Here is a 22,224-nt window from a genome sequence, read left to right as displayed (position 1 = left end):
CACCGCGTCACGCACCCGCAGTGCGGGCGCAGAGAGCCGGTGCGGATGGCCGGCCAGGGGCGATGCATCACGACATCAGGGCATTAGGGGAGAACAGCGGATGAAGGCCTTGTCGTGGATGCGTGCGCGCCCCAAGGCGCTCGCGTCGGCGGCCGGCGTCACCGTGGGCGTCGTCGCGATCACCACGATGGCTTTCAGCTACGAGGGCTTCCCGACCACAAAGGTGGACCTGAACGACGGCGGCGTCTGGATCACCAAGACCTCCAGCCTGCTGGTCGGGCACTTCAACCACGAATCCACCGTGCTGGATGGCGGTCTGCGCACCACAGGCGAGAACTACGACATCCTGCAGGACGCCACGAATGTGCTGGTCGTCGACGAGGGCGGTTCCACTGTCACCGCGGTCGACCCCGCTCGGGTCTCGTTGGGCGATTCCGCCGGCATCCCCAGCGCCGCGAAGGTGTCGCTGGGCAACAAGACAGCCGCCATCCTGGACACGAAATCCGGCGCCCTGTGGGTGGTGCCGGTACGGGGTATCGCGTCGTTCGAGATCGAGGCGGCCGATCCGGTCGCCGAGCTCGGCGAGAACGCGGATGTCGCGGTCGCAGTGGACGGCACCGTCTTCGCCCTGTCGACCGCGCGCGGCGAGGTCGTCACCGTGTCCGTCGACAACGAAGGCGAGGCGCTGGAGCCCTCGACCGCGTCGCTGGGCGAGCTCGACTCGTCCGCGCAGTCGACCATCACCGCCGTGGGGCGCACTCCGGTCGTGCTCGATGCGGCGGCCGGAGCCGTGCTGACGCCCGGCGGATTCCGGACTGAGATTCCCGACGCCGACGGCGCCGTGCTGCAGCAGGCCTCGGCGGAGACCGATGCCGTCGCCGTGGCGACCGGGTCTGCCCTGGTGCGCGTGCCCCTCGACGGCGCAGATCCTTCCATCACGGATGCCGGTGGACAGGGCGCCCCCGCAGCCCCTGTCTGGTTGCGTGGGTGCACGTACGGCGCCTGGGCGGGGTCCGGGGCCTTCGTGCGGGACTGCGCCGGCAGCGCGAACGACGTCACCGCGGCGATTGAAGAGGCCGAGGAGTCGGCCAGCCTCATCTTCCGAGTGAACCGCGACGTGATCATCCTGAACGATGCCGTCGGCGGCGCCGCGTGGATGGCCAACGAGAGCCTTCAGCGCGTCGACAACTGGAACGATCTGACTCCTCCCGAGGGCGAGACCGAGAATGAGGAGGACTCGACGCAGGAGACGGTCGAGTCGACCCTGCCAGAGCGCAGCGAGGTGAACACCCCGCCGATCGCGGAGGACGATTCCTTCGGCGTGCGACCGGGCGGTTCGGCTCTGCTGCCGGTGATCGACAACGACAACGACCCGGACGGCGATGTCCTCGTCGCCACGATCTTGCAGCCGCAGCCGTCGATCGGCACGGTCCAGTCGATCTTCAACGGGGCCTCGCTGCAGATCGCCGTCGCCGAGGATGCCTCCGGTTCGGCCACGTTCGAATACGAAGTCGACGACGGTCGCGGCGGAAAGGACACGGCATCGGTCACGCTGGCCGTGCACGAAGAAGACGTGAACGGGCCACCGACGCCGAAGCGCAAGACCTCGCTCACGGTCGAGACCGGCGGAACCGTCTCCTACAACATCCTTCCGGACTGGATCGATCCCGACGGCGATGACATCTATCTGAAGGAGGTCGTGGCGGCCCCCGGTGACGAGGTCGACTTCAGCACCGACGGTCAGCTCACCTACAAGGCCACGGCGAGTCTGCAGGGCCGCAAGGACGTGCAGGTGACGGTCGCCGACGGCCTCGGCGAGCTGACGACGACCTCGATCGCCCTCGAGGTGCGCCCGCAGGGCACGACCAAGCCGAAGACGAACGCGGATCACGTGGTCACGCGGGTCGGAGAGCAGATCACCGTCGCGCCCCTGGCGAACGACACCAGCTCGGGTCGGGAACCTCTGCGCCTCGGCCGTGTGGACGAGGTCCCCGGCGCCACCGTCCTGCCCGACTTCACCAACAAGACCTTCTCGTTCACGGCCCCGACCGTCGGCGTCTACTACGTGCAGTACCTTGCGACTGCGGGGCCGGAGAACGGCGAGGGACTCGTCCGCATCGACGTGATCGATGCCGCAGATGTCGATCTGCCCCCGGTCGCAGTGCGGGACGTCGCTCTGCTGCCGACCGGTGGCGACGTGCTGATCGGGGTGCTCAACAACGACGCCGATCCGGCCGGCGGCATCCTCGTCGTGCAGTCCGTGTCGATCGAACCGGGCACGGGGGTCTCCGTCTCGGTGCTGAACCATGAGACGCTGCGCATCACGGATCAGGGCACCCTGGAGGAGCAGGTCCGCGTCACCTATCGGATCTCCAACGGCAAGCAGTCCGCCGAGGGCGAGGTCGTGGTGGTCCCGATCCCGGCGCCGGAGGAGATCCTGCAGCCGGTCACCGCCCCCGATACCGCCTACGTGCGGGCGGGGGACGTGGTGACGATCCCGGTGCTGGACAACGACACCCATCCCAGTGACGATGCGCTGCATGTCGCACCGGACCTCATCGAGCCGTTCGTCGATCCGGAGGACGGGGAGGCGTTCGTCTCGCAGGACACCGTGCGCTTCAGGGCGGGTCTGGAGGCCAAGACCGTCTACCTGACGTACGAGGCGGTCGACTCGCGTCAGCAGAAGGCCGCGGGCTACGTCACCATCCAGATCCTGCCGGTCGACGAGGAGACGAACGCGGCGCCGCGGCCGCGCGATCTCGTGGCCCGCGCGCTCTCCGGCACCGAGATCGACATCGCGGTTCCCCTCGACGGCATCGACGGTGACGGCGACTCGGTGGAGCTGCTGGACATCTCGTCGAGCCCGACCAAGGGTCGCATCGTCGAGGTTGCGCAGAACTACTTCAGCTACGAGGCCTTCGACGACTCGACGGGCGTGGACGTCTTCAAATACAATGTGCGCGACCGCCTCGGCAAGGAGGGCACCGCCACCATCCGCGTCGGCATCGCGCCGGCGGAGCAGGTGAACCAGGCGCCGTACGCGGTCAAGGACGCGGTCGTCGTGCGCCCGGGCCGCGAGATCGCCGTACCGGTCATGCTCAACGATTCCGACCCGGAGGGCGACAAGGTCTCGCTGGTCAAGAGCGGCCTGGAAGTCCCCGCGATCGACGGGCTGTCGGCGCGGGTCTCCGGCGACCGGGTGCTCGTTCAGGCGCCGGACAACGCGCTGGAGACGTCCCTGCAGTACACCATCACCGACACGCGCGGAGCCACGGCGACGGCGGTGCTGCAGATCACGGTGGATGAGGACGTCCCGCTCCAGGCGCCGGTCGCCCGCGACGACCGCCTCCGACCCATCGACCTCGAGGATGGCAGCCTTTCGGCGGATCTCGACATCCTCGACAACGACGAGGATCCCGACGGCACCACCGAGCACCTCGAGGTGGAGGTCGGTGCAGGAGGAACGCTCCTGGACAACGGCACCGTCACGGTGACCGTCACCGACCAGCTGCAGCTCATCCGCTACACACTCACGGACCAGGACGGCCTGCAGGCGTCGGCGTTCATCTTCGTCCCGTCGGAGGACGGACTGCGCCCGACGCTGACCTCGACCAAGCCGCTCGAGGTGATCAGCGGCGAGACGAAGGAAGTGCCGCTCTCGGAGTACGTCACCGTCGCCGGCGGCGGCGATGTCGTGATCACCGAGCACGCCAAGGTCAGTGCCGTGAACGCCGACGGCTCCGACCTGGTCAAGGACGAGCGGACGCTGGTCTACACCTCGGCGCCGGGATACTTCGGACAGGACGCGCTGACCTTCGAGGTCACCGACGGAACGGGTCCGGACGACCCCGACGGCCGCAAGGCGACGCTCAGCATCCCGATCAACGTGCTGCCGCCCGAGAACCAGCAGCCGAAGTTCGTCGGCGGTCAGATGAACGTCGCACCGGGCGAAGAAGCCGGCGTCCTCGACCTCGCCGCACTCACCGTCGACCCCGACCCGGAGGACGCCGGCACGCACGAGTACTCCCTCGCGGGCGGACAGGACAAGGGGATCACCGCGGAGATCGACGGCGACAGGCTCCTGGTGAAGGCCGCCTCCAACGCCAAGAAGGGTGCGGCGACGACGCTGACGCTCCGGATCAGCGACGGCGTGACCGACCCCATCGAGGGAGCGGTGCTGGTGCAGGTGACCGCATCGAACCGAGCGATGCCCGCTGCCAACACCGACACGATCGCGGAGGCCGATCAGGGCAAGGCCGTCACGGTTCCCGTTCTGGCCAACGACTTCAACCCCTTCCCGGAGACGCCGCTGAAGCTCCTCTCCGCGAACGTCGAGACCGGTTCGGGCAGCGCAAGCGTCAACGGCGACAATGTGGTGGTCACTCCGTCCGCCGACTTCGTCGGAACCCTCGTTGTGCGCTACACCATCCAGGACTCGACCGAGGATCCCGACCGCCAGGCGACCGGTCAGGTCGTGCTCACGGTGCAGGGCGTCCCTGCGGCGCCGGGTGCGCCGACGGTCACGAGCGTGCAGGATCGCACGGTCGTGGTCTCGTACGGCGCCCCGTCGAACAACGGCGCCGAGATCACGAAGTACACGGTGCGATCGGTGCAGGGCAGCGCCTACTCCAAGGACTGCCAGTCGACGACGTGCACGCTGGACAACCTGACGAACAACGTCGAGTACGTGTTCCAGGTGACCGCCACCAATCGGGTGGGCGAGTCGAAGCCGTCGGGTTCGTCGGCCGTCGCTCGTCCGGATGCGCGGCCGGACACCCCGAACCCGCCGACACTGGCCTTCGGTGACAGGTCGCTGCAGGTGGCCTGGACGACGCCGACGACACCCGGTTCACCGGTGGAGCGGTTCACGCTGGAGATCTCTCCCGCGCCGCCGTCGGGGATCACACGAAAAGAGGTCACCGGCAACGCCGTGACCTGGGAGGGCCTGGAGAACGGCGGCAACTATCAGGTGCGGGTGCAGGCGCACAACCGTGCGCCGGAGCCCTCGAGCTGGAGCAACTGGTCGGCGTCCGAGGTGCCGGCCGGTCCTCCGCTGGCGGGTTCGGCTCCGACGACGGCCGAGCTGCAGCCGGTCGGCAGCCAGGCCCAGATGCAGGTGAACTGGGCGACGCCGTCCGCGAACGGCGACGCGATCGACGCCTATCAGCTGGAGGTGTGGGAGGGATCCAGCCTGCAGAAGACCTTGACGCCCGGCGCAGGATCCAACAGCCAAGCCATCGTCGTGCCGACCTCCGAGAACGCGTACACGTATCGGATCCGGGGTCACAACAAGGCCGGCTGGGGTGAGTGGAGCGCCATGTCGGCCCCGCGCCGCGGCGTGATCGCCCCCTCGCCTCCGCAGGTCACCGGCGTCGCCGCCGCGGACCGCCAACTGACGGTGAGCTATACCCCCGGTGCGCGCAACGGCGCGCGGGCGGGTGAAGTGGCGTACCAGTACCGCCTGAACGGCGGCGGCTGGGCAGGATTCCCCGGCAATGGCGTCATCGGCGGCCTCGCCAACGGCACCTCTTACTCGGTCGAGATGCGGGCCGTCGCAACGGTGGATGGCGCGACGTACGCCGGAGGGGTCTCCAACTCCGTCGCCGAGGTCCCGTTCGGTCCTCCCGGCGCCCCCACGGCCGGCGCCAGGAACCTCGGTCAGAGCGTGGAAGTCACCTGGAATTCGGGAGGATCCGACAACGGACGTCCGATCCAGACGACGCAGATCCGGCTCGACGGCGGCGGCTGGCAGGACGTGGGCGGCAACGGGTCGCGGACGGTCGGCAATGGGTACGAGCAGACCCACACCATCGATGTGAGGGCGCAGGACTCCACCGGCGCGTGGTCCCCGGTCGCCTCGGCATCGGCCCGCACCGACGACCAGCCGCAGCCCCGGGTGTGGGTCACCCAGGGTGACGCGGCAGACAGCTGCGTGAACGGATGCCGCCAGATGGTCGTGAACTGGGAGAACCTGAACATCGGCAACGCCACGGTGACGTGTCACTCGAGCAACAGCGGCCAGATAGAGGACCTCACCTACACCGTCAACTTCAACGGCAGCGGCTCCAAGCAGCTGGGCTGCTGGGTGGGACGCGACGGTCAGGACGTCTGGGTCGACATCCTCGGCTGGGGGAGCGGCGTCGACACCGAGAAGAGATTCTGGGCGCGGCCCTAGCCGAGCCCAGCCATTCGCATACGACAGAGAGCAGTGACGAAATGAGCATGACCCCCGATCAGGCCGCCTGGTTCCAGGCGACATTCCTGCGCCTGGTGCACAACATCGACAAGGCTGTGCAGGGCAAGCACGAGATCGTCGGTCTGGTGGTCGCGTCCATGCTCGCCGAGGGTCATGTCCTCCTCGAAGACGCGCCCGGGACGGGCAAGACCAGCCTCGCCAAGGCGCTCGCCGCGACCGTGCAGGGCACGAGCGCGCGCATCCAGTTCACGCCCGACCTGCTGCCCTCCGACGTCACCGGCGTCACGATCTACGACCAGCAGTCCCACCGGTTCGAATTCCACAAGGGCCCGATCTTCGCATCCATCGTGCTCGCGGACGAGATCAACCGCGCCTCGCCGAAGACGCAGTCGGCTCTGCTCGAGGTGATGGAGGAATCCCGGGTCACCGTCGACGGCGTGACCCACGAAACGGGTCGCCCGTTCCTGGTGATCGCCACCCAGAACCCGATCGAACAGGCCGGAACGTACAAGCTGCCGGAGGCGCAGCTCGACCGCTTTCTGATCAAGACATCGATCGGCTACCCCGACCTCGCGGTGACGGAGAAGATCCTGGCCGGCGCATCCGACCGCAACCCGTCCGCCGGGCTCACCGCGATCATCACGACGGGCGCGGTCGCGGACATGGCCGACCTCGCGGCGTCGGTCCACGTCGAATCTGCTGTGCTGCGGTACGTGGCGGAGCTCGCCGAGGCGACCCGCAACGACCCCGCGACCCGTCTCGGCGTTTCGGTGCGCGGCGCGATCGCCATGATCCGCATCGCCAAGGTGTGGGCCGCCGCCCACGGGCGGCACTTCGTCCTCCCCGACGACATCAAGACCCTGGCGCCTGCCGTCTGGCAGCACCGCCTCCTGCTCGATGCCGAGGCGGAGTTCGCCGGCACCAGCAGTCAGACCGTGATTTCTCGGGTGCTCGACGGGATTGCGGCTCCCCAGGCGCGAACGGCGGCCTGATGGTCGCGGAGGCACTCTCGGCGCCGTCGGCGCAGACGGACCGCGACGCCGAATGGCGTGACGTCGCGGCCGTCATCGGCGCGCGCGTGCTGACGCGCCTCCGCATCATCGGCTCGGCGATCCGCCCGCTGGCCTGGGTCCTCATGGCGATCGCCGTCGGCTTCTGGGCCCTCGGCCAGATCGCCGGGTGGTGGGAGTTCACCGTCGCCGCGATCGTGATCGCGATCACGGTCGCGCTGTGCGCGCTGTTCTTGATCGGCCGCACCGCATACGATGTCTCGCTCGACCTCGCCCGCACGCGCGTCGTGGTCGGTGAGCGCGCCGTCGGTGCGCTCACCCTCACGAACCGCGGATCCCGAGCCATCCTGCCCTCGCGCATCGTGCTGCCCGTCGGTTCGGGCCGCGGCGAATTCGGCATCCAGCGGCTTGCCCCGGGGGAGGAGGCCGAAGAGCTCTTCGCCATCCCCACCCAGAAGCGCGGCGTCGTCAAGGTGGGCCCGGTGAGCGTGGTGCGCGGCGACCCGCTCGGCCTGTTCGAGAGGGCGCACCGGCGCGACGACCCGGTCGACCTGTTCGTGCATCCGCGCACCGTGCTGTTCGATGGACAGTCGCTCGGCTACCTGCGCGATCTCGAAGGCCTCCCTGCCGCCGATCTGTCCCGGGATGACGTCTCGTTCCACGCTCTCCTGGAGTATCAGCCCGGCGATGACCTGCGGCACGTGCACTGGAAGTCCACGGCTCGGACGGGCACCATGATGGTCCGTCAGTTCGAAGAGACCCGCCGGTCGCACTTCGTGATCGGCCTGTCCCGATCCAGCGGCGACTACTCCACCGCCGACGACTTCGAGCTTGCCATCTCGGCTGCCGGCTCGATCGGCCTGCGGGCACTCCGTGATTCCCAGCGCGTGGACATGCGTGTGCAGGGGCGCGAGCTGCCGGCGGGCACCGGCAAGCAGCTGCTCGACTCGCTCTCGGCCGTCGAGAGCAGCAAACCGCGCGACGGCGGCATCGCGGAACTGGCCGGGGCCGTGTCGGCGACGATGCCGCTGGCGAGCGTTGTGGTGCTCGTGTGCGGATCCGAGGTGCGCCCCGAGGCCCTTCGCCTGGCCTGCTCGCGTCTTCCGTTCGGCGCTCGTGCGCTCGCCATCGTCGCGGACACGACGGCTCCGGCCCCGGCTCTGCGTCGCATCGGCGACGCCGACGTGATCACGATCGGTGCGCTCGAGCAGATCCCGCTCGCTCTGCAGAAGGTCCTCGCGTGACCGCGCCCCGCCCCGCATCCGCGCCGATCACCGCGCGCCGCTGGTGCCTCGACCTCACCGCGAGCGCCGTGCTGGTCGCGGTCGCGCTCGTGGGTTTCTGGCCCACTTTCGCCGGTCCGTCGTTCCTGCCCGCCGCCATCGGCGGCATCGTGATCGGCCTCGCCATCGCGGCCGTCGCCCTGTGGCGACGCTGGGGCATCCTGATCACCACCGGGCTGGTTATCGCCGCGTACTTCGTCTTCGGCGGGGTTCTCGCGCTCCCGCACTCCACCATTCTCGGTGTCGTCCCGACCCTCGAGACGCTGCAGAAGCTCGCGCTGGGCACGGTCACCGCCTGGAAGCAGATGCTCACCACGGTCGCCCCCCTCGCGGCAGCCGACGGGCACCTGATCGTGCCGTTCCTCCTTGCGCTCGTGGTCACCACCCTCACCGCCTCGCTGGCTCTGCGACTGTCGCAGGTCGCCTGGGCGCTGCTGCCTGCGGGCGTGCTGCTGATGCTGGTCATCGCGCTGGGCACACCGGAACCGGCATTCCCGATCGGGCAGGGCCTGGTCTTCGCCGTCGTCAGCATCGCGTGGCTCGCGCTGCGGCAGATCTGGGCCCCGCAGAACACGGCGGTGTCGGTCAGCGAGATGCAGCCGTCGCGCGCGTCGCACATGCGCATGCGGCGGCTGCTCGCCGGCGTCGCCGTCGTGGCCGTCGCCGGCGGCGCGGGCGTCGCCACGGGCGCGCTCGCCGTCCCGGCCGAACCTCGGCACGTCTTCCGCGACGTGATCATCCCCCCGTTCAACGTCCGCGACTACCCCAGCCCGCTCCAGGCATTCCGCAAGAACGTGCGCGATGACGTCGACGAGACGCTGTTCACGGTGCAGGGACTGCCCAAGGGCGCACGCATCCGCACCGCGGTCATGGACGAGTACGACGGCATGGTCTACAACGTCGCCGACGGGGGACCCACCTCGTCGAGTGCGTTCTCGCCGTTGCGCTCCAACATGGCCCCCGACGCCGAGGGGGTGCCGGTCACCCTCAAGATCGCCGTAGACGAATACGACGGGGTATGGATGCCGACCGCCGGGGCGTTGTCCGAGATCCGGTTCGACGGCGATCGTGCGGAGGAGTTGCGCCGCGGCACCTACGTGAACACCGCGACCGGCACTGCGGTGGCCACGCCGAGGCTCCGAGCGGGCGATGAGTACTCGGTCGACGCGGTGATGCCGGCCATGCCCGACGATGACCAGCTCGCCGAGGTGGAGTTCGGAAAGGTCGCGGCGCCCAAGCAGAGCAACGTGCCCGAGGAGCTGACCTCGCTCGCGGCGGAGACCGTCGCCAACGCGGAGTCGCCCATCGAGCAGGTGCGCGCGCTGGAGAGCTTCCTCTCCGAAGGCGGATTCTTCAGCCATGGGCTCGAGGGCGAGGTGCTGTCCCGCGCCGGTCACACCGCCGAACGGATCACGACGCTGATCGGCGGCGACCAGATGATCGGCGACGACGAGCAGTATGCGGTGGCAATGGCGCTCCTGGCCGGGGAGGTCGGCATACCGGTGCGCGTGGTCATGGGCTACTACCCCGACGAGGAGCAGGAGGGTGAGGCTCTCTTCACCGCCACCGGCGACAACGTGCACGCCTGGGTCGAGGCCAACTTCGAGGGGGTCGGATGGCTCCCGTTCACCCCGACGCCTCCCGAGGACCAGGTTCCCAACGACCAGAACACCAAGCCGCGGGTCGACCCGAAGCCGCAGGTCCTGCAGCCGCCGCCCCCGCCGCAGGAGCCCGTCGATCTTCCTCCGACGCTGCCCGACGATCGCGAGTCCGAGGACGAGACCCTGAACATCGCCGGCATCCTCGGCGCCATCCTGCTCATCGGGGGGATCGCGCTGGCGATCATCGCCCTGCTGATGTCTCCGTTCATCGTGATCGGCGCCTGGAAGGCATCCAGACGTCGATCGCGGCGCACGGCCGCGCGGACCGCCGACCGCATCAGCGGCGGCTGGGACGAGCTGACCGATCGCGCCGTCGACTACGGCGCCCGGCTGACCCCGGGTGGCACCCGACCGGAGGAGGCCGCGGCCGTCGTGGCGACGCTCGCCGTTCCCCGCGTCGCGGACCTCGCCCATCGGGCCGACGCCGACGTCTTCGGCCCGACCGACCCGACCCCCGAAGACGTCGAGTCGTTCTGGAACGAGATCGACACGATCGTGGGGGGCCTGGGGGAGGATGCGGGATTCTGGAAGCGCACCAAGGCGCGTCTGAGCGTACGGTCGCTGCTCGGGGGCACGGCGATCTCGACCCGAATGCGCGGGCTCCGCGAGGCGGCGTCCGCGCGCGTCCGGCGCGAATCCGGCACGATCAAGAGCAGCACGAGCACAGCTGCCGCACCCGAGAGCGAGACCCCATGACGCAGCCCGCGGCCGCACAGATCGCGCCGATCTCCCGCCGCGCGATCGGCTTCCTCATCGACGCGTTCATCGCGGCCGGTCTGGCGATCGTCCTGGGCGGCGGCTTGGTGGTCGCTGCCACGCTCGCCGGCGGCGTCGAGGCGATGCTGACGACGCTGCTGATCGGCGGGCCGATCCTCGTGCTTCTGCTGCTGGCATGGTTCGTCGTGTACACGCTGATGCAGGCGGGTGCGGGCTCGATCGGGATGCGCGCCCAGGGCCTGCGTCTGGTCTCCGCACGTGATCAGGCGGCGCTGGGATTCGGGCGGACGCTTCTGCGGAACATCATCTTCGGCCTGACCAGCTCGATCGTGGTGGGGTACTTCACGCCGCTGTTCGACGGCTCCGGTCGTTTCCAGGGCTGGCACGACAAGGTCGCCGGTTCCCTGATGCTGGATGCGCGCGCGACGGCATCCGCGGTGTCCGCCTCTGATGCCGCCCCAGCGACGTCGGCAGTCACGGCACCCGGACGACCGGTCCAGCCCGCGCAGCCGGCCCCCGCTGTCGCCGGCATCCCTCCTCGTCCGCCGCAGCCCGCGGTGCCGGCTCCCGCACCCTCCGGGCGCACGCCGGCCATGGCGGCGCCGGCCCAGCCCGCGGCGCCGTTGACGGCACCGACCCGGTCGCGTCCCGGCCAGACCACGCCCGCCGACGAGGGTCCGCTGATCGCGTTCGTGCCCGGCATCACCCCGGCGTCGGCGCATCGCGAGGCGCCGGCGCCGACAGTTGCGCCGGAAGCCGACTCGGATCTGGACGCGACGGTGCTGGGCTACCGTGCCACTGCGCCCATCGCGCCGGTCCCCCCGGCTGTTGCGCCCATCGCGCCGGTCCCCCCGGCTGTCGCGCCCGTCGCGCCGGTCTCCCCGCCTGTTGCGTCCGCCACCGCCTCCGAGACCGACGCCGGTGAGACCACCGTGCACGCCCCCGAGGACACCAGGATCAGCATCCCCGGGCACCGGCTCGTGTTCACCTGGGACGACGGCACGCGCGTGTCGGTGTCGCGGCGCACGATCTTCGGCCGCAATCCGGCGCCGGAGGACGGCGCCGTGGTCGTACCCGTGCGCGATGAGACCCTCTCGCTCTCCAAGACGCATTTCGAGGCAGCGGCGGAATCCTCCGGCGGCTGGGTGCTGGATCGGCACTCGACCAACGGCACGACCCTCGTCCGCGAAGGACAGCGGATCGCATGCCCCGCGGGCCAGCGGGTGCCCGTGCGGCTGGGGGACGCGATCGAGATCGGCGACCGCATCGTCACGGTCGGGGGATACGCATGACCCCGGCGCTCGTCGTCGCGGCGGGGTCAGCGACGCACCCGGGACTGCGGCGGGCCCTCAACGAGGACGCGTATCTCGCGAGTGCTCCGGTGTTCGTCGTCGCCGACGGCATGGGAGGGCACGAGGCGGGCGAGCGGGCGAGCGCCGCGGTCATCGCGGCGTTCTCGAGCTCGATCGGGCGGGGATCCCTCGAATTCGAGGACGTCCGGCTGGCGCTGTCGCGAGCACGCGCCAGCGTCGAAGATCTCTCGACCTCGGGCAACGGCAGGGCCGGCACCACACTGAGCGGTGTCGTCATCACGTCGGTCGACGGTGTGGGCTACTGGCTCGCTGTCAACATCGGCGACTCGCGCACCTACCGGCTCGCCGAGGGCGAGTTGGAGCAGATCAGCGTCGACCACTCGGTGGTGCAGGAGCTGATCGACTCCGGCGAGCTCACTGCGGAGGACGCGACCACCGATGGACGCCGCAACGTGATCACGCGGGCGATCGGCGCCAGCAGCACCGGGGATGCCGACTACTGGCTGTTCCCGGCCGAGCTCGGCGACCGGATCATGGTGTGCTCGGACGGCCTGACCTCCGAAGTGCCGGACTCGCGGATCCTCGAGGTGCTGCAGAGCACGCCCGATCCGCAGAAGGCGGCCGACGTGCTGGTCGACGCCGCGGTCGGCGCGGGCGGCAGGGACAACATCACCGTGGTCATCGTGGATGCCGTCTCGGTCGCCTCGCGGCCGGGAAGCCTCCCGGAGACGGACTCGGACATCGACTGTGACACGCGTCCGCGTGAAGCAGCAGCAGGAGGGGTTCGCTGATGCAGACGATCTACCGACCGGGACAGTGGTACCTGATCGTTCTCCCGGGCACTCTCGTGGCGCTGCCGCCCGATGTGTCCGGAGACGTCGTGGCGCGGCTGTGGGAGCGGATGCAGGAGCGGGGGACGCTCACGACCGTGGTCGAGGTCCTGACCGCCCAGGCGGGCGGGGTCTTCACGTCGCTGCCGCCGTTCGTCGCAGTCGTGGCGGAGGGTGCCGACATCCGCATCGCCCTGCGTGGTGAGGTCTCCGCCCGGGTGAGCACTGCGTCCGGGGCGGACGAGTTCTCCGGGGCCGACGTGACCACGTGGAGTGAGCGGTTCGTGGTCGGCGCATCACGCGTCGAGATCACCGTCGAGGCCGTCGAGGGCGCGGCCGCGCTTCCCGTGCAGAGCGGAGTCGTCCGCGCGGCGGCGGTGAGTGCCGAGCTCGAGTCCGGCCAGGAGTGGACGCCGATCGCGACACCGCCCGCGACGCCGCTCGTAGCGCCGATGGCGGAGCCGATCGCAGCGCCCATCGCCGTCACCGAGCCGGTCGAGACGCCGCTCGGCACGCCGATCGCGGAAGCCCAGCCGGTCGATGATCCGTCGACCCACAGCGCGGCGGAGCCGGGCGAACCGGAGCAGCCGGCGGCTGAGGCCGAGGCGGTCCCCGTGGTCGATGGGGCGACCATGACGCCGACAGAACACACGCTGGCTCCCCCGACCGAGGACTTCGACCAGCTGTGGGGTGCCACGGTGCACTCCGTCCCGGCGGTCACTCCGGCCTCCGGTGCCACGGCTGATGTGGTCGGCCTTGACGGCGACCACGACGGCGCGACGATCTCGGTCCCCGAGCTGCGCGCGCTGCGCCAGCAGCGTCCGCCCACGGACGACGTGCCGACCGCGGTGATGCCGGTGGTGCCCGGTGCGACCGGCCGTGTCCGGGTCTCCACGGGGCAGGTCGTCACGCTTGATCGCACCGTGATCATCGGCCGTCGGCCACGGTCGACGCGGGCCAGCGGCGCGAACCTGCCGCACCTGATCGCCGTCGACAGCCCGCAGCAGGACATCTCCCGCAGTCATCTCGAGATCAGGCCGGAGGGGGACACCGTCGTGGTCATCGATCTGCACACCACGAACGGCTCGACGCTGCTGCGCCCCGGCACGGACCCCATGCGGCTGCACCCCGGCGAGCAGACCCTCGTCCTCTCCGGAGATGTGGTGGATCTCGGCGACGGGGTGAAGGTCGCGTTCGAGGACCTGCCGTGAGCCGTCCACCCTCCACCCCGCCGCAGCTCCCCGGCTTCCGCTACCTCGAGCCCCTCGGCGTCGGCGGTTTCGCGGATGTCTTCCTGTACGAGCAGCAGATGCCCCGCCGTGAGGTCGCGGTCAAGGTGCTGCTGGCCGACCGCATCTCCAGCAGCGCCGCCCAGGAGTTCGCCGACGAGGCCAACGTGATGGCGATGCTCTCGACGCATCCCGCGATCGTCACGATCTACCAGGCCGGGGTCGCCGGAGACGGCCGGCCGTACCTGGTGATGGAGTATTGCCCGCGCCCGAACCTGCAGCTGCGTGCGCGCAACGAGACGTTCTCGATCGCGGAGGCGCTGCGCGTGGGCGTGCAGGTCGCGGGAGCGGTGGAGACCGCCCACCGGGCCGGCGTCCTGCACCGTGACATCAAGCCTGCCAACATCCTCGTCACCGCGTACAACCGCCCGGCGCTGACCGACTTCGGGATCGCCTCGACGACCGGCGCAACGGGTGAGGCATCCGGCATGTCGATCCCGTGGTCGCCACCGGAGTCGTTCGCCGATCCACCGCGCAGCGGACCGCGCACGGATGTGTGGGCACTGAGTGCGACCCTTTACACGCTGATCGCCGGGCGTTCGCCCTTCGAGAGGCCGGGGGAGCGCAACTCCAGCGCCGATCTGATCGAGCGGATCGAGCGTGCCGCCCTCACCCCACTGGGCCGCCCGGACTCGCCGGACAGCCTCCAGCGCGTCCTCGAACGCGCGATGGCGAAGAATCCGGATGACCGCTACCCCAGCGCCGTTGCGTTCGCGCGGGCGCTGCAGAAGGTGCAGATCGAGCTCGCGCACTCCGTGACACCCATCGACATCGTCGACGATCACCCGCCCGCCGAAGAGCGGGACGACGACGGGGACGGACTCACCCGCGTGCGGCAGGTCGTCAGCATCGACCCGGATGTCGCCGCCTTCACGCGCCCCTCGGCCACCACCCAGCCCAAAAGCGCCGGGTGGGAGCTGCCCGGTGTGCCGCGTTTCGACCCGCCTGAGCGCGCCGCCCCCGACCTCGACGCGACTCAGATGCGCCTTCCCGCTGCGAGCGCAGCACCCGCGGCCGAGGACCGGACCATCGTCCGGCCGCCGATGGTGGTCGCGCCGCACGCCGCGGCATCCGCGGCTCCCGCCGTCGCCCCACCTCCCGACGCGACTGCCGTCGACACGCCTGATCCGGCGCCACCCCGCCGCCGCAGAGGCATGTGGATCGCCCTGTCGGCCGTCGTCGCCGTCGTGGTCGTCGTCGTCGCGATCGTCGGCCTGAACCTTCTGGTGGCCGGGATCCAGACCCCGCCCGAAACGACCGAGACGTCCGAGCCGCAGGACCTGGTGTCCGACTTCGTTCCGAAGGTCGTGGACCTGGGCGGCACGCGGCAGGGGGAGCAGATCGTCTTCACCTGGGTGAACCAGGACCCGCAGGAGGGTGACAGCTTCATCTGGAGCGTCGTCGACGTCACCGGCCAGGTCGATCCGCAGCAGACCGAGACCACTGTGGCGCAGGTGCCCGCGAGCCCCACGACCGTCTGCATCGACGTGATGCTGCGACGGGACGACGGACGGGTCTCCGAACCCGTCCGGGGGTGCGTGGACTGATGATCTGGGAAATCGACGATCAGAAGCCGAAGATCGAAGGGCTCGACGCTCAAGGGCGCCCCGACCCCGCGTACGCCGCGGCGCTGGGACTGCTGCGCGCTCCCTTCGGCCGACGTGCTCTCGCAGCCACGACAGACGTGGGCATCTGGGTGCTCGTGGTGCTGCCGTTCCTGATCGGCACGGCACCCCTGCTGGTCAAGCTCGCCACGGGGGCGATCTCGCCGTACGGCTTCCTCAATCACCCGGATTTCATCTTCGCTGTCGTGATGGCCTCGGTCTCGACGCTCCTCGGCCTCGTGTACCTCATCGTCCAGCTGGTCCTGCACGGAACCAAAGGGATGACGATCGGCAAGGCGGTCACCGGCATCCGCAGCGTCAACGTGCGCACGTTGGAGCGCCCGCGGGTCGGCGCCGTGCTCGCGCGCTTCCTCATGGTGGTCGCCTCCGGAGTGGTGCCTCTGCTGGGGCCGGTGTTCCTCCTCATCTCGCCCACGTTCGACCCCGAGCGTCGGGGACGCGGACTGCACGACAAGGCGACTGGGATCTGGCTCGTCGACGTGCGCACAGGGCTGAACCCGTATGCGGAGAAGCGGATGCGCGTGGCGCGGAAGATGGTGAAGGCCGAGCCGAACCTCGGGCGGTCGACGCTGCCCTCGCTCGCGACGCCCACGGACCCCGCGGCGCAGCCCGAGTATCGTCCCGGCAGCCGGGTCAGCGCGGGGGTGCTGGGCATGGCGCGACCGCACGAGGCGCACGAGCGACCGACGGTCGGCCTGCCCCCCGCGACACCGGCAGCGCAGGCGCCGGCCGAGGCGGGGAAGCCGGTGCTCGGCGGATACCGGATCGCGGACGACGAGAAGCCTGCCGCAGTGGCCGGCTCTCCCGCCGCGCCCATGCACCCCGAGCCCGCACCCGTGTCTGCGCCGGTACAGTCGGCCGCTCCGCAGCCGGGACCGGTGCCCCCTCCCGCGCCGCAGCGCGAACCCGCGCCGCAGCGCGAACCCGCGCCACAGCCGGAGCCTGTGCAGCCTCCGTCGTCCCAGCCCGAGCCGGCAGCTCGCTTCGGCCTGCGCTTCGACTCCGGCGAAAGCATCCCGATCACGGCACCCGTTCTGCTCGGACGCAACCCGGATGCCGCCCAGCACCCGGGGGCGAGCGCCATTGCGCTCTCCGACGACAGCAAGTCGCTGTCGAAGACCCACATGCTGGTGCGCCCGGTCGAGGGCGGGCTGGAGATCGTCGACTGCCGCTCCACCAACGGATCCGGGTTGATCCGGGCAGGCACCGAGTACGCAGTCGCGGCCGGGACGCCCACCATGGCGACCGACGGCGACAAGATCCGGCTCGGCGACCGCGTCGCAGCCGTGGTGCGGGTATGACCGAGCGCGACCGAGTGATGAGGATCGCCGGCGTGCCGGCAGGACCGGGGGAGACGCCGTGAGGCTCAAGCTGACGCTGCATCGTCAGGCAGGTGATCCGGTCGACATCGTCATCACGACCGATTCCACCGCGACCGCGGGGGATGTGGCCCGTCACGTCGCCGCAGCTGATCCGACCCGGTCGGTCTCGGTGGCGGAGGGGGACGTGCTCACCCTCGCGGTCGCGCCCCCGACCGGCGACCGGCTGATCCCGCTGCAGCCCGATGTCCCGATCGGCGAGGCGCCGATCGGGTCCGGATTCGCGGCATCCATCGTCAATTACGGCCCCGATCATGCCTTCGCCGGACAGCGCGAGATCGTCGGCGTGCTCGTGGCGACTTCGGGCGCCCTGGCCGGCCAGGAGTTCCCGATCGCGGCGGGCCACGTCTTCCTGGGGCGGGAGGTCGGCAACGACGTCGTCCTGGCCGACCCGATGGTCTCCAAACGTCACGCACGACTCGAAGTCGGCACGCACATCGAGGTCGTCGACCTCAACTCCGCCAACGGCGTGCTCGTGGACGGGGTCGCCGTGCAGCGCGTCCGGGTCGAGGAGGGTGAGCCCTTCATCATCGGCGGCACCACCCTCGTCCTCCGCCTCGCGCGATCCTTCGACGGCTCCGCGACCGAAGAGCCGATCATCGAACGCGGCGGCGGCCTGCTGTTCAACCGCAGCCCGCGTGTCGAGGTGCGCTACCCGGGAACCCTGTTCAAGATCCCGCGGCTGCCCACGGAGAAGATCGGCAGGATGTTCCCCTGGCCGATCCTGATCGCGCCGATCCTGGCGGGGATGGCGCTGTATGCCTTGAACGGCAACCCCCGCTCGCTCCTGATCATCGTGATGACGCCGTTGATGGCGTTCGGGAACATCATCAACCAGGCAGCCCAGAGCAAGAAGGGCGAGAACCACGAGATCCTCCTGTTCGAGCGGCAGTACGAGCAGCTCGAGGAGGACTTCTTCCACGGCAAGCCCGAGGAGGAGCGAGCCCGAAACGCGGAGGCTCCGCCGGTCGCCGAGATCTTCGATCATGCGATGCGCCTGGGCCCCATGCTGTGGACGCGACGACCGGAGCACTGGAACTTCCTCGGCCTGCGCCTCGGCACCTGCCGGCTGCCGGCACGCAACAGCATCGACGACGCCGAGACGCCCGAGGGCCTTCCCGACTTCATCGACCGTGTCGACCGGTTACGCGACCGCTACGCGTTCGTCGACGACGTGCCGGTGTTCGAAACCCTCGGCGATGCCGGCTCCATCGGCATCGCAGGTCCGCAAGGTCCCGTGGCGGACACGATGCGCGGCCTTGCGGTGCAGCTGCTCGGTCTGCACGCCCCGAACGACGTCGTCGCCGTCGCCTTCGCGGATTCGGCCTGGACGCCGGAGCTGGACTGGCTCAAATGGATGCCGCACACCTCCAGCGACAGGAGCCCCTTCCGTGACCTGGCCCTCGCGGATTCCGCGCCGACCAGCGCTTCGCTGCTGAGCACCCTCGAGGAGTACGTGCTGCGTGCTGCGGCGGCGGGCGGGGGCGGCGAGCCCCGCGGACCGTTCAAGGAGGACTGGAACCCTCTGCTGTACGGCACGGACGTGGCTCGCGCGGCATCCGAGCACAAGAGCACGCCCGCCGTGTCGGTGATCGTCTTCGTCTCCAGCGACGCACCGGTCGATCGCGGTCGCCTCACGGATGTGCTGGAGCGCGGAGCCGACCACGGCGTCCACGCGGTCTTCGTCGCGCCCACCGTCGAGTCGCTGCCCGCCGTGTGCCGCAGCTACATCGATGTCACGGCGGGCCTCGAGGACGCGCAGGTCGGTCTCGTCCGCAACGGCGAGAACTTCGAGCACGTACGAGTGGAGGGGGTCTCCAACGCGTACATGGAGATGCTCGCGCGACGCCTCGCTCCGGTCGTGGACGCGAGCACAGGCGTGCACGACTCGTCCGACATCCCGACCTCGGTGATGTTCCTGCAGCTGGTCGATCCGGCCATCGCCGAGGATCCTCAGGTCGTCATCGAACGCTGGCGGCAGAACAACACCATCGTGGACCGTTCGCCGAATCCGAGGCCGCGCCTGAAGAAGGCGGGCACGCTTCGGGCGATCATCGGGCAGGGACCGAGCAGCGCGATGGTCCTCGACCTGCGCACGCAGGGCCCGCACGCGCTGGTCGGCGGAACCACCGGTGCGGGCAAGTCGGAGTTCCTGCAGGCGTGGGTGCTGGGCATGGCCGCGGCGCACAGCCCGGACCGGGTGACGTTCCTCTTCGTCGACTACAAGGGCGGCTCCGCGTTCGCCGACTGCGTCGAGCTGCCGCACTGCGTCGGACTCGTGACCGACCTCAGCCCGCACCTGGTGCGGCGCGCGCTGACCAGCCTGAGGGCCGAGCTGCAGAACCGGGAGCACCTGCTCAACCGCAAGAAGGCGAAGGATCTGCTCGAGCTCGAGAAGCGCCAGGATCCGGAGTGCCCTCCGGCGCTGGTCCTGGTGATCGACGAGTTCGCCGCGCTGGCATCGGAGATGCCGGAGTTCGTCGACGGCGTCGTGGACATCGCCCAGCGCGGCCGCTCGCTCGGCATCCACCTGATCATGGCGACCCAGCGGCCCGCCGGCGTGATCAAGGACAACCTGCGCGCGAACACGAATCTGCGCATTGCGCTGCGCATGGCCGACGAATCCGACTCGCGCGACGTGGTGGATGACGGCGTGGCGGCGACCTTCCCGGCGACCGTGCCCGGCCGGGCGATCGCCAAGACCGGTCCCGGGCGGCTCGTGCCGTTCCAGTCCGCCTACGCGGGCGGTTGGACCACCGAGGACGATTCCGCCGCGGCCGAGGTGCGCGTCGCGGAGCTGCGCTTCGGTGCCAGCAATGAGTGGGAGGCCGACCGGCCCGCCGACGCCGATGCGCATCTGGAAGACCTCGGTCCGAACGACCAGAAGCGCATCGTCTCGACGCTGATCCGCGCCAGCGACAGGGCGGCCCTTCCCCGGCCGCGGCGTCCGTGGCTGGATGACCTGTCACCGCTCGTGGATCTGCGGGATCTGCCGAACGAGGGCGACACGCGCATCCCCCTGGCGCTGGTGGACGTGCCGGAGAAGCAGCTGCAGCAAGCGGCCGTGTTCGCACCGGACCGTGACGGTTCGCTGGTGATCTACGGCACGTCGGGATCCGGCAAGTCGACGCTGCTGAAGACGATCGGCACGGCGGCGGGGATGCGGCCGGACCTCGGCCGCGTGCAGGTGTACTGCCTCGACTTCGCCTCGGGGGCGCTGGGCGCGCTGGCGTCTCTTCCCCATGTCGGCTCGGTCGTGGACGGTGCGGACGTCGACCGCATCCAGCGCCTCCTGCGCACGCTGGACGGTGAGATGGATCGCCGCGCCGCGGCTTTCTCCGCTGCCAGCGCGGCATCCGTCCAGGAGTACCGGGAGCTGAAGGACCGGCGGATGCCGCGCATCCTGCTCCTGATCGACAACTACCCCGAGTTCAAGAAGGACTGGGAGGTCGCGCCGGGCCGGGGACCCTTCTACCGCATCTTCATGCGCATCCTCGGTGAGGGGCGCACACTCGGGCTGCACACTGTGATCACCGCTGACCGGGGCAACGCGGTTCCCAGCGCGGTCGCGGCGAACATATCGCGTCGTGTCGTGCTGCGCATGGGCGATCCCAGTCAGTACATGCTGCTGGGTGTCCCGCGAGACGTGCTGGACGAGCAGTCCGCGCCGGGGCGTGCCGTCGTCGACGGTCACGAAGCGCAGATCGCGGTCCTCGGCGGCACCATGAACGTCGTCGAGCAGACGAAGGCTCTCATCGCGCTCGGAGATCGGCTCCGCGAGGAGGGCGTGCGGGACCTGCCCGAGATCGGCGCGCTTCCGACCATGGTCACCGTCTCCGAGATGCCGGCCCGGGCAGGGGGGATGCCGGTGTTCGGCGTCGCCGACGACACGCTCGCCCCGCACGGATTCGAACCCATCGGCTCCTTCGTCATCTCCGGTCCTCCGGCATCGGGGCGGACGAACGCGCTGAAGGCGCTCGTGGTCGCCATGGAGCGCTTCGATCCGGACGTGAAGATGTACCACCTCGGCAGCCGTCGCGCGGAGCTGAAGGACTTCCGGCCGTGGGTGCGCAGTGCCATGCGGCCCGAGGAGGAGAAGGATCTTGCCGCCGAGTTGGCCGAGCTGGTCGTCAGCGAGTCGCCGGGCGGTCGCATCATGATCGTCGTGGAGGACATGCCGCACCTGGCCGATGGTCCCGCGGATCGCCCGATGCGCGCGCTGCTCCAGGCGATGAACAACAGCGACCATCTGCTCATCGGCGAAGCCGAGATCACCCGCGCCAGCGGCAGCATCGGCGTGCTCGGCGAATGGAAGACCGGCCGGCAGGGCATCGTGCTCAAACCCGACACCTACGACGGGGAGGCGATCTTCAAGACCGCGTTCGGCCGTGTCAAGCGCTCGGATTTCCCGGTCGGCCGTGGCATCTTCGTGCAGGCGGGCCGTGCGGTGACGATGCAGATCCCGTTCGTGCCGGCTGCGGGCTCGAATGGGCAGGGGTGACATGGGTACCACTCCCCGTGTGCGGAATGGCAAGCATTGGCTAGCCTCGATTCAAGAGAGGCCGCAGGGCCTGAACACGACGAACGCAGGAGGCGGACCTCATGGCCGGACATGATTTCGGGGCAACGTACAGCGAGATGGAGAGCGCAGCGGCGCGACTGCGCGATGGACGCAGCACCGTCACCGACACCCTGAAGGAACTCCAGGGCGTCATCGACGACCTGGTGCAGGACGGATTCAAGACCGAGAATGCGTCCGAGGCATACTCCTCCGCGTACTCGGAGCTCACCGCGTCGCTGGACGACGCCGCTGAGGCCGTAAACGACATGGCTCAGGCCCTCGACCGGATGGCCGACTCGATCCGTGACAAGGATGCGGAGCTGGCAGGCGGCTGAGCCAGCGTGCTTTCAGAGGTCGTGG

General features: G+C 69.8%; 11 protein-coding genes. All 11 read left to right on the top strand.

The features are described from left to right. The first annotated feature begins 100 nt into the window (after positions 1-100). The 11 genes from NQ152_RS10140 to NQ152_RS10090 all read left to right on the top strand — a co-directional run bounded on the left by NQ152_RS10140 (position 101) and on the right by NQ152_RS10090 (position 22,199). Entirely contained in the window at positions 101-6,175 is a 6,075-nt protein-coding gene (locus NQ152_RS10140; RefSeq protein WP_257523898.1) for an Ig-like domain-containing protein, read from the top strand. A 41-nt stretch (positions 6,176-6,216) separates the two neighbouring features. Continuing rightward, positions 6,217-7,188 carry a MoxR family ATPase gene (locus NQ152_RS10135; RefSeq protein ID WP_257504040.1) on the top strand — a complete coding sequence of 324 codons (972 nt, stop codon included), beginning with the start codon at positions 6,217-6,219 and terminating at the stop codon, positions 7,186-7,188. Further along, entirely contained in the window at positions 7,188-8,450 is a 1,263-nt protein-coding gene (locus NQ152_RS10130) for a DUF58 domain-containing protein (protein ID WP_257523897.1), read from the top strand. Before NQ152_RS10135 ends, NQ152_RS10130 begins: the two co-directional genes overlap by 1 nt. Next, positions 8,447-10,846 carry a transglutaminase domain-containing protein gene (locus NQ152_RS10125; protein WP_257523896.1) on the top strand — a complete coding sequence of 800 codons (2,400 nt, stop codon included), beginning with the start codon at positions 8,447-8,449 and terminating at the stop codon, positions 10,844-10,846. The genes NQ152_RS10130 and NQ152_RS10125 overlap by 4 nt, the downstream gene beginning before the upstream one ends. Then, positions 10,843-12,159, top strand: coding sequence for an RDD family protein (locus NQ152_RS10120; protein ID WP_257523895.1), 1,317 nt, complete (start codon positions 10,843-10,845; stop codon positions 12,157-12,159). The genes NQ152_RS10125 and NQ152_RS10120 overlap by 4 nt, the downstream gene beginning before the upstream one ends. Further along, positions 12,156-12,971 (top strand): PP2C family serine/threonine-protein phosphatase, encoded by an 816-nt coding sequence (locus NQ152_RS10115; protein WP_257504036.1) that lies wholly within the window; start codon positions 12,156-12,158, stop codon positions 12,969-12,971. Before NQ152_RS10120 ends, NQ152_RS10115 begins: the two co-directional genes overlap by 4 nt. Further along, a complete protein-coding gene (locus tag NQ152_RS10110) occupies positions 12,971-14,221 on the top strand; it encodes an FHA domain-containing protein (protein WP_257523894.1) in 1,251 nt (416 codons plus the stop codon). The genes NQ152_RS10115 and NQ152_RS10110 overlap by 1 nt, the downstream gene beginning before the upstream one ends. After that, a complete protein-coding gene (locus NQ152_RS10105) occupies positions 14,218-15,846 on the top strand; it encodes a serine/threonine-protein kinase (protein ID WP_257523893.1) in 1,629 nt (542 codons plus the stop codon). Before NQ152_RS10110 ends, NQ152_RS10105 begins: the two co-directional genes overlap by 4 nt. Further along, positions 15,846-17,225 carry an RDD family protein gene (locus NQ152_RS10100; RefSeq protein WP_257523892.1) on the top strand — a complete coding sequence of 460 codons (1,380 nt, stop codon included), beginning with the start codon at positions 15,846-15,848 and terminating at the stop codon, positions 17,223-17,225. Before NQ152_RS10105 ends, NQ152_RS10100 begins: the two co-directional genes overlap by 1 nt. A gap of 58 nt (positions 17,226-17,283) precedes the next feature. Further along, entirely contained in the window at positions 17,284-21,804 is a 4,521-nt protein-coding gene (locus tag NQ152_RS10095; protein WP_257523891.1) for an FtsK/SpoIIIE domain-containing protein, read from the top strand. A gap of 101 nt (positions 21,805-21,905) precedes the next feature. Beyond that, the gene (locus NQ152_RS10090) at positions 21,906-22,199 is read left to right on the top strand and encodes a WXG100 family type VII secretion target (RefSeq protein ID WP_257504031.1); all 294 of its coding nucleotides are present in this window, start codon (positions 21,906-21,908) and stop codon (positions 22,197-22,199) included. Positions 22,200-22,224: the final 25 nt, after the last annotated feature.

It is taken from the genome of Microbacterium sp. zg.B48 (assembly GCF_024623505.1).
Lineage (GTDB): Bacteria > Actinomycetota > Actinomycetes > Actinomycetales > Microbacteriaceae > Microbacterium.
This window is presented reverse-complemented; position numbering and strand designations above follow the sequence as displayed.

Bases quoted from the DNA above. Each gene is read 5' to 3' on its own strand.
- NQ152_RS10140 (WP_257523898.1), top strand. From the start codon at position 101: ATGAAGGCCTTGTCGTGGATGCGTGCGCGCCCCAAGGCGCTCGCGTCG.
- NQ152_RS10135 (WP_257504040.1), top strand. From the start codon at position 6,217: ATGAGCATGACCCCCGATCAGGCCGCCTGGTTCCAGGCGACATTCCTG.
- NQ152_RS10130 (WP_257523897.1), top strand. From the start codon at position 7,188: ATGGTCGCGGAGGCACTCTCGGCGCCGTCGGCGCAGACGGACCGCGAC.
- NQ152_RS10120 (WP_257523895.1), top strand. From the start codon at position 10,843: ATGACGCAGCCCGCGGCCGCACAGATCGCGCCGATCTCCCGCCGCGCG.
- NQ152_RS10115 (WP_257504036.1), top strand. From the start codon at position 12,156: ATGACCCCGGCGCTCGTCGTCGCGGCGGGGTCAGCGACGCACCCGGGA.
- NQ152_RS10110 (WP_257523894.1), top strand. From the start codon at position 12,971: ATGCAGACGATCTACCGACCGGGACAGTGGTACCTGATCGTTCTCCCG.
- NQ152_RS10100 (WP_257523892.1), top strand. From the start codon at position 15,846: ATGATCTGGGAAATCGACGATCAGAAGCCGAAGATCGAAGGGCTCGAC.
- NQ152_RS10090 (WP_257504031.1), top strand. From the start codon at position 21,906: ATGGCCGGACATGATTTCGGGGCAACGTACAGCGAGATGGAGAGCGCA.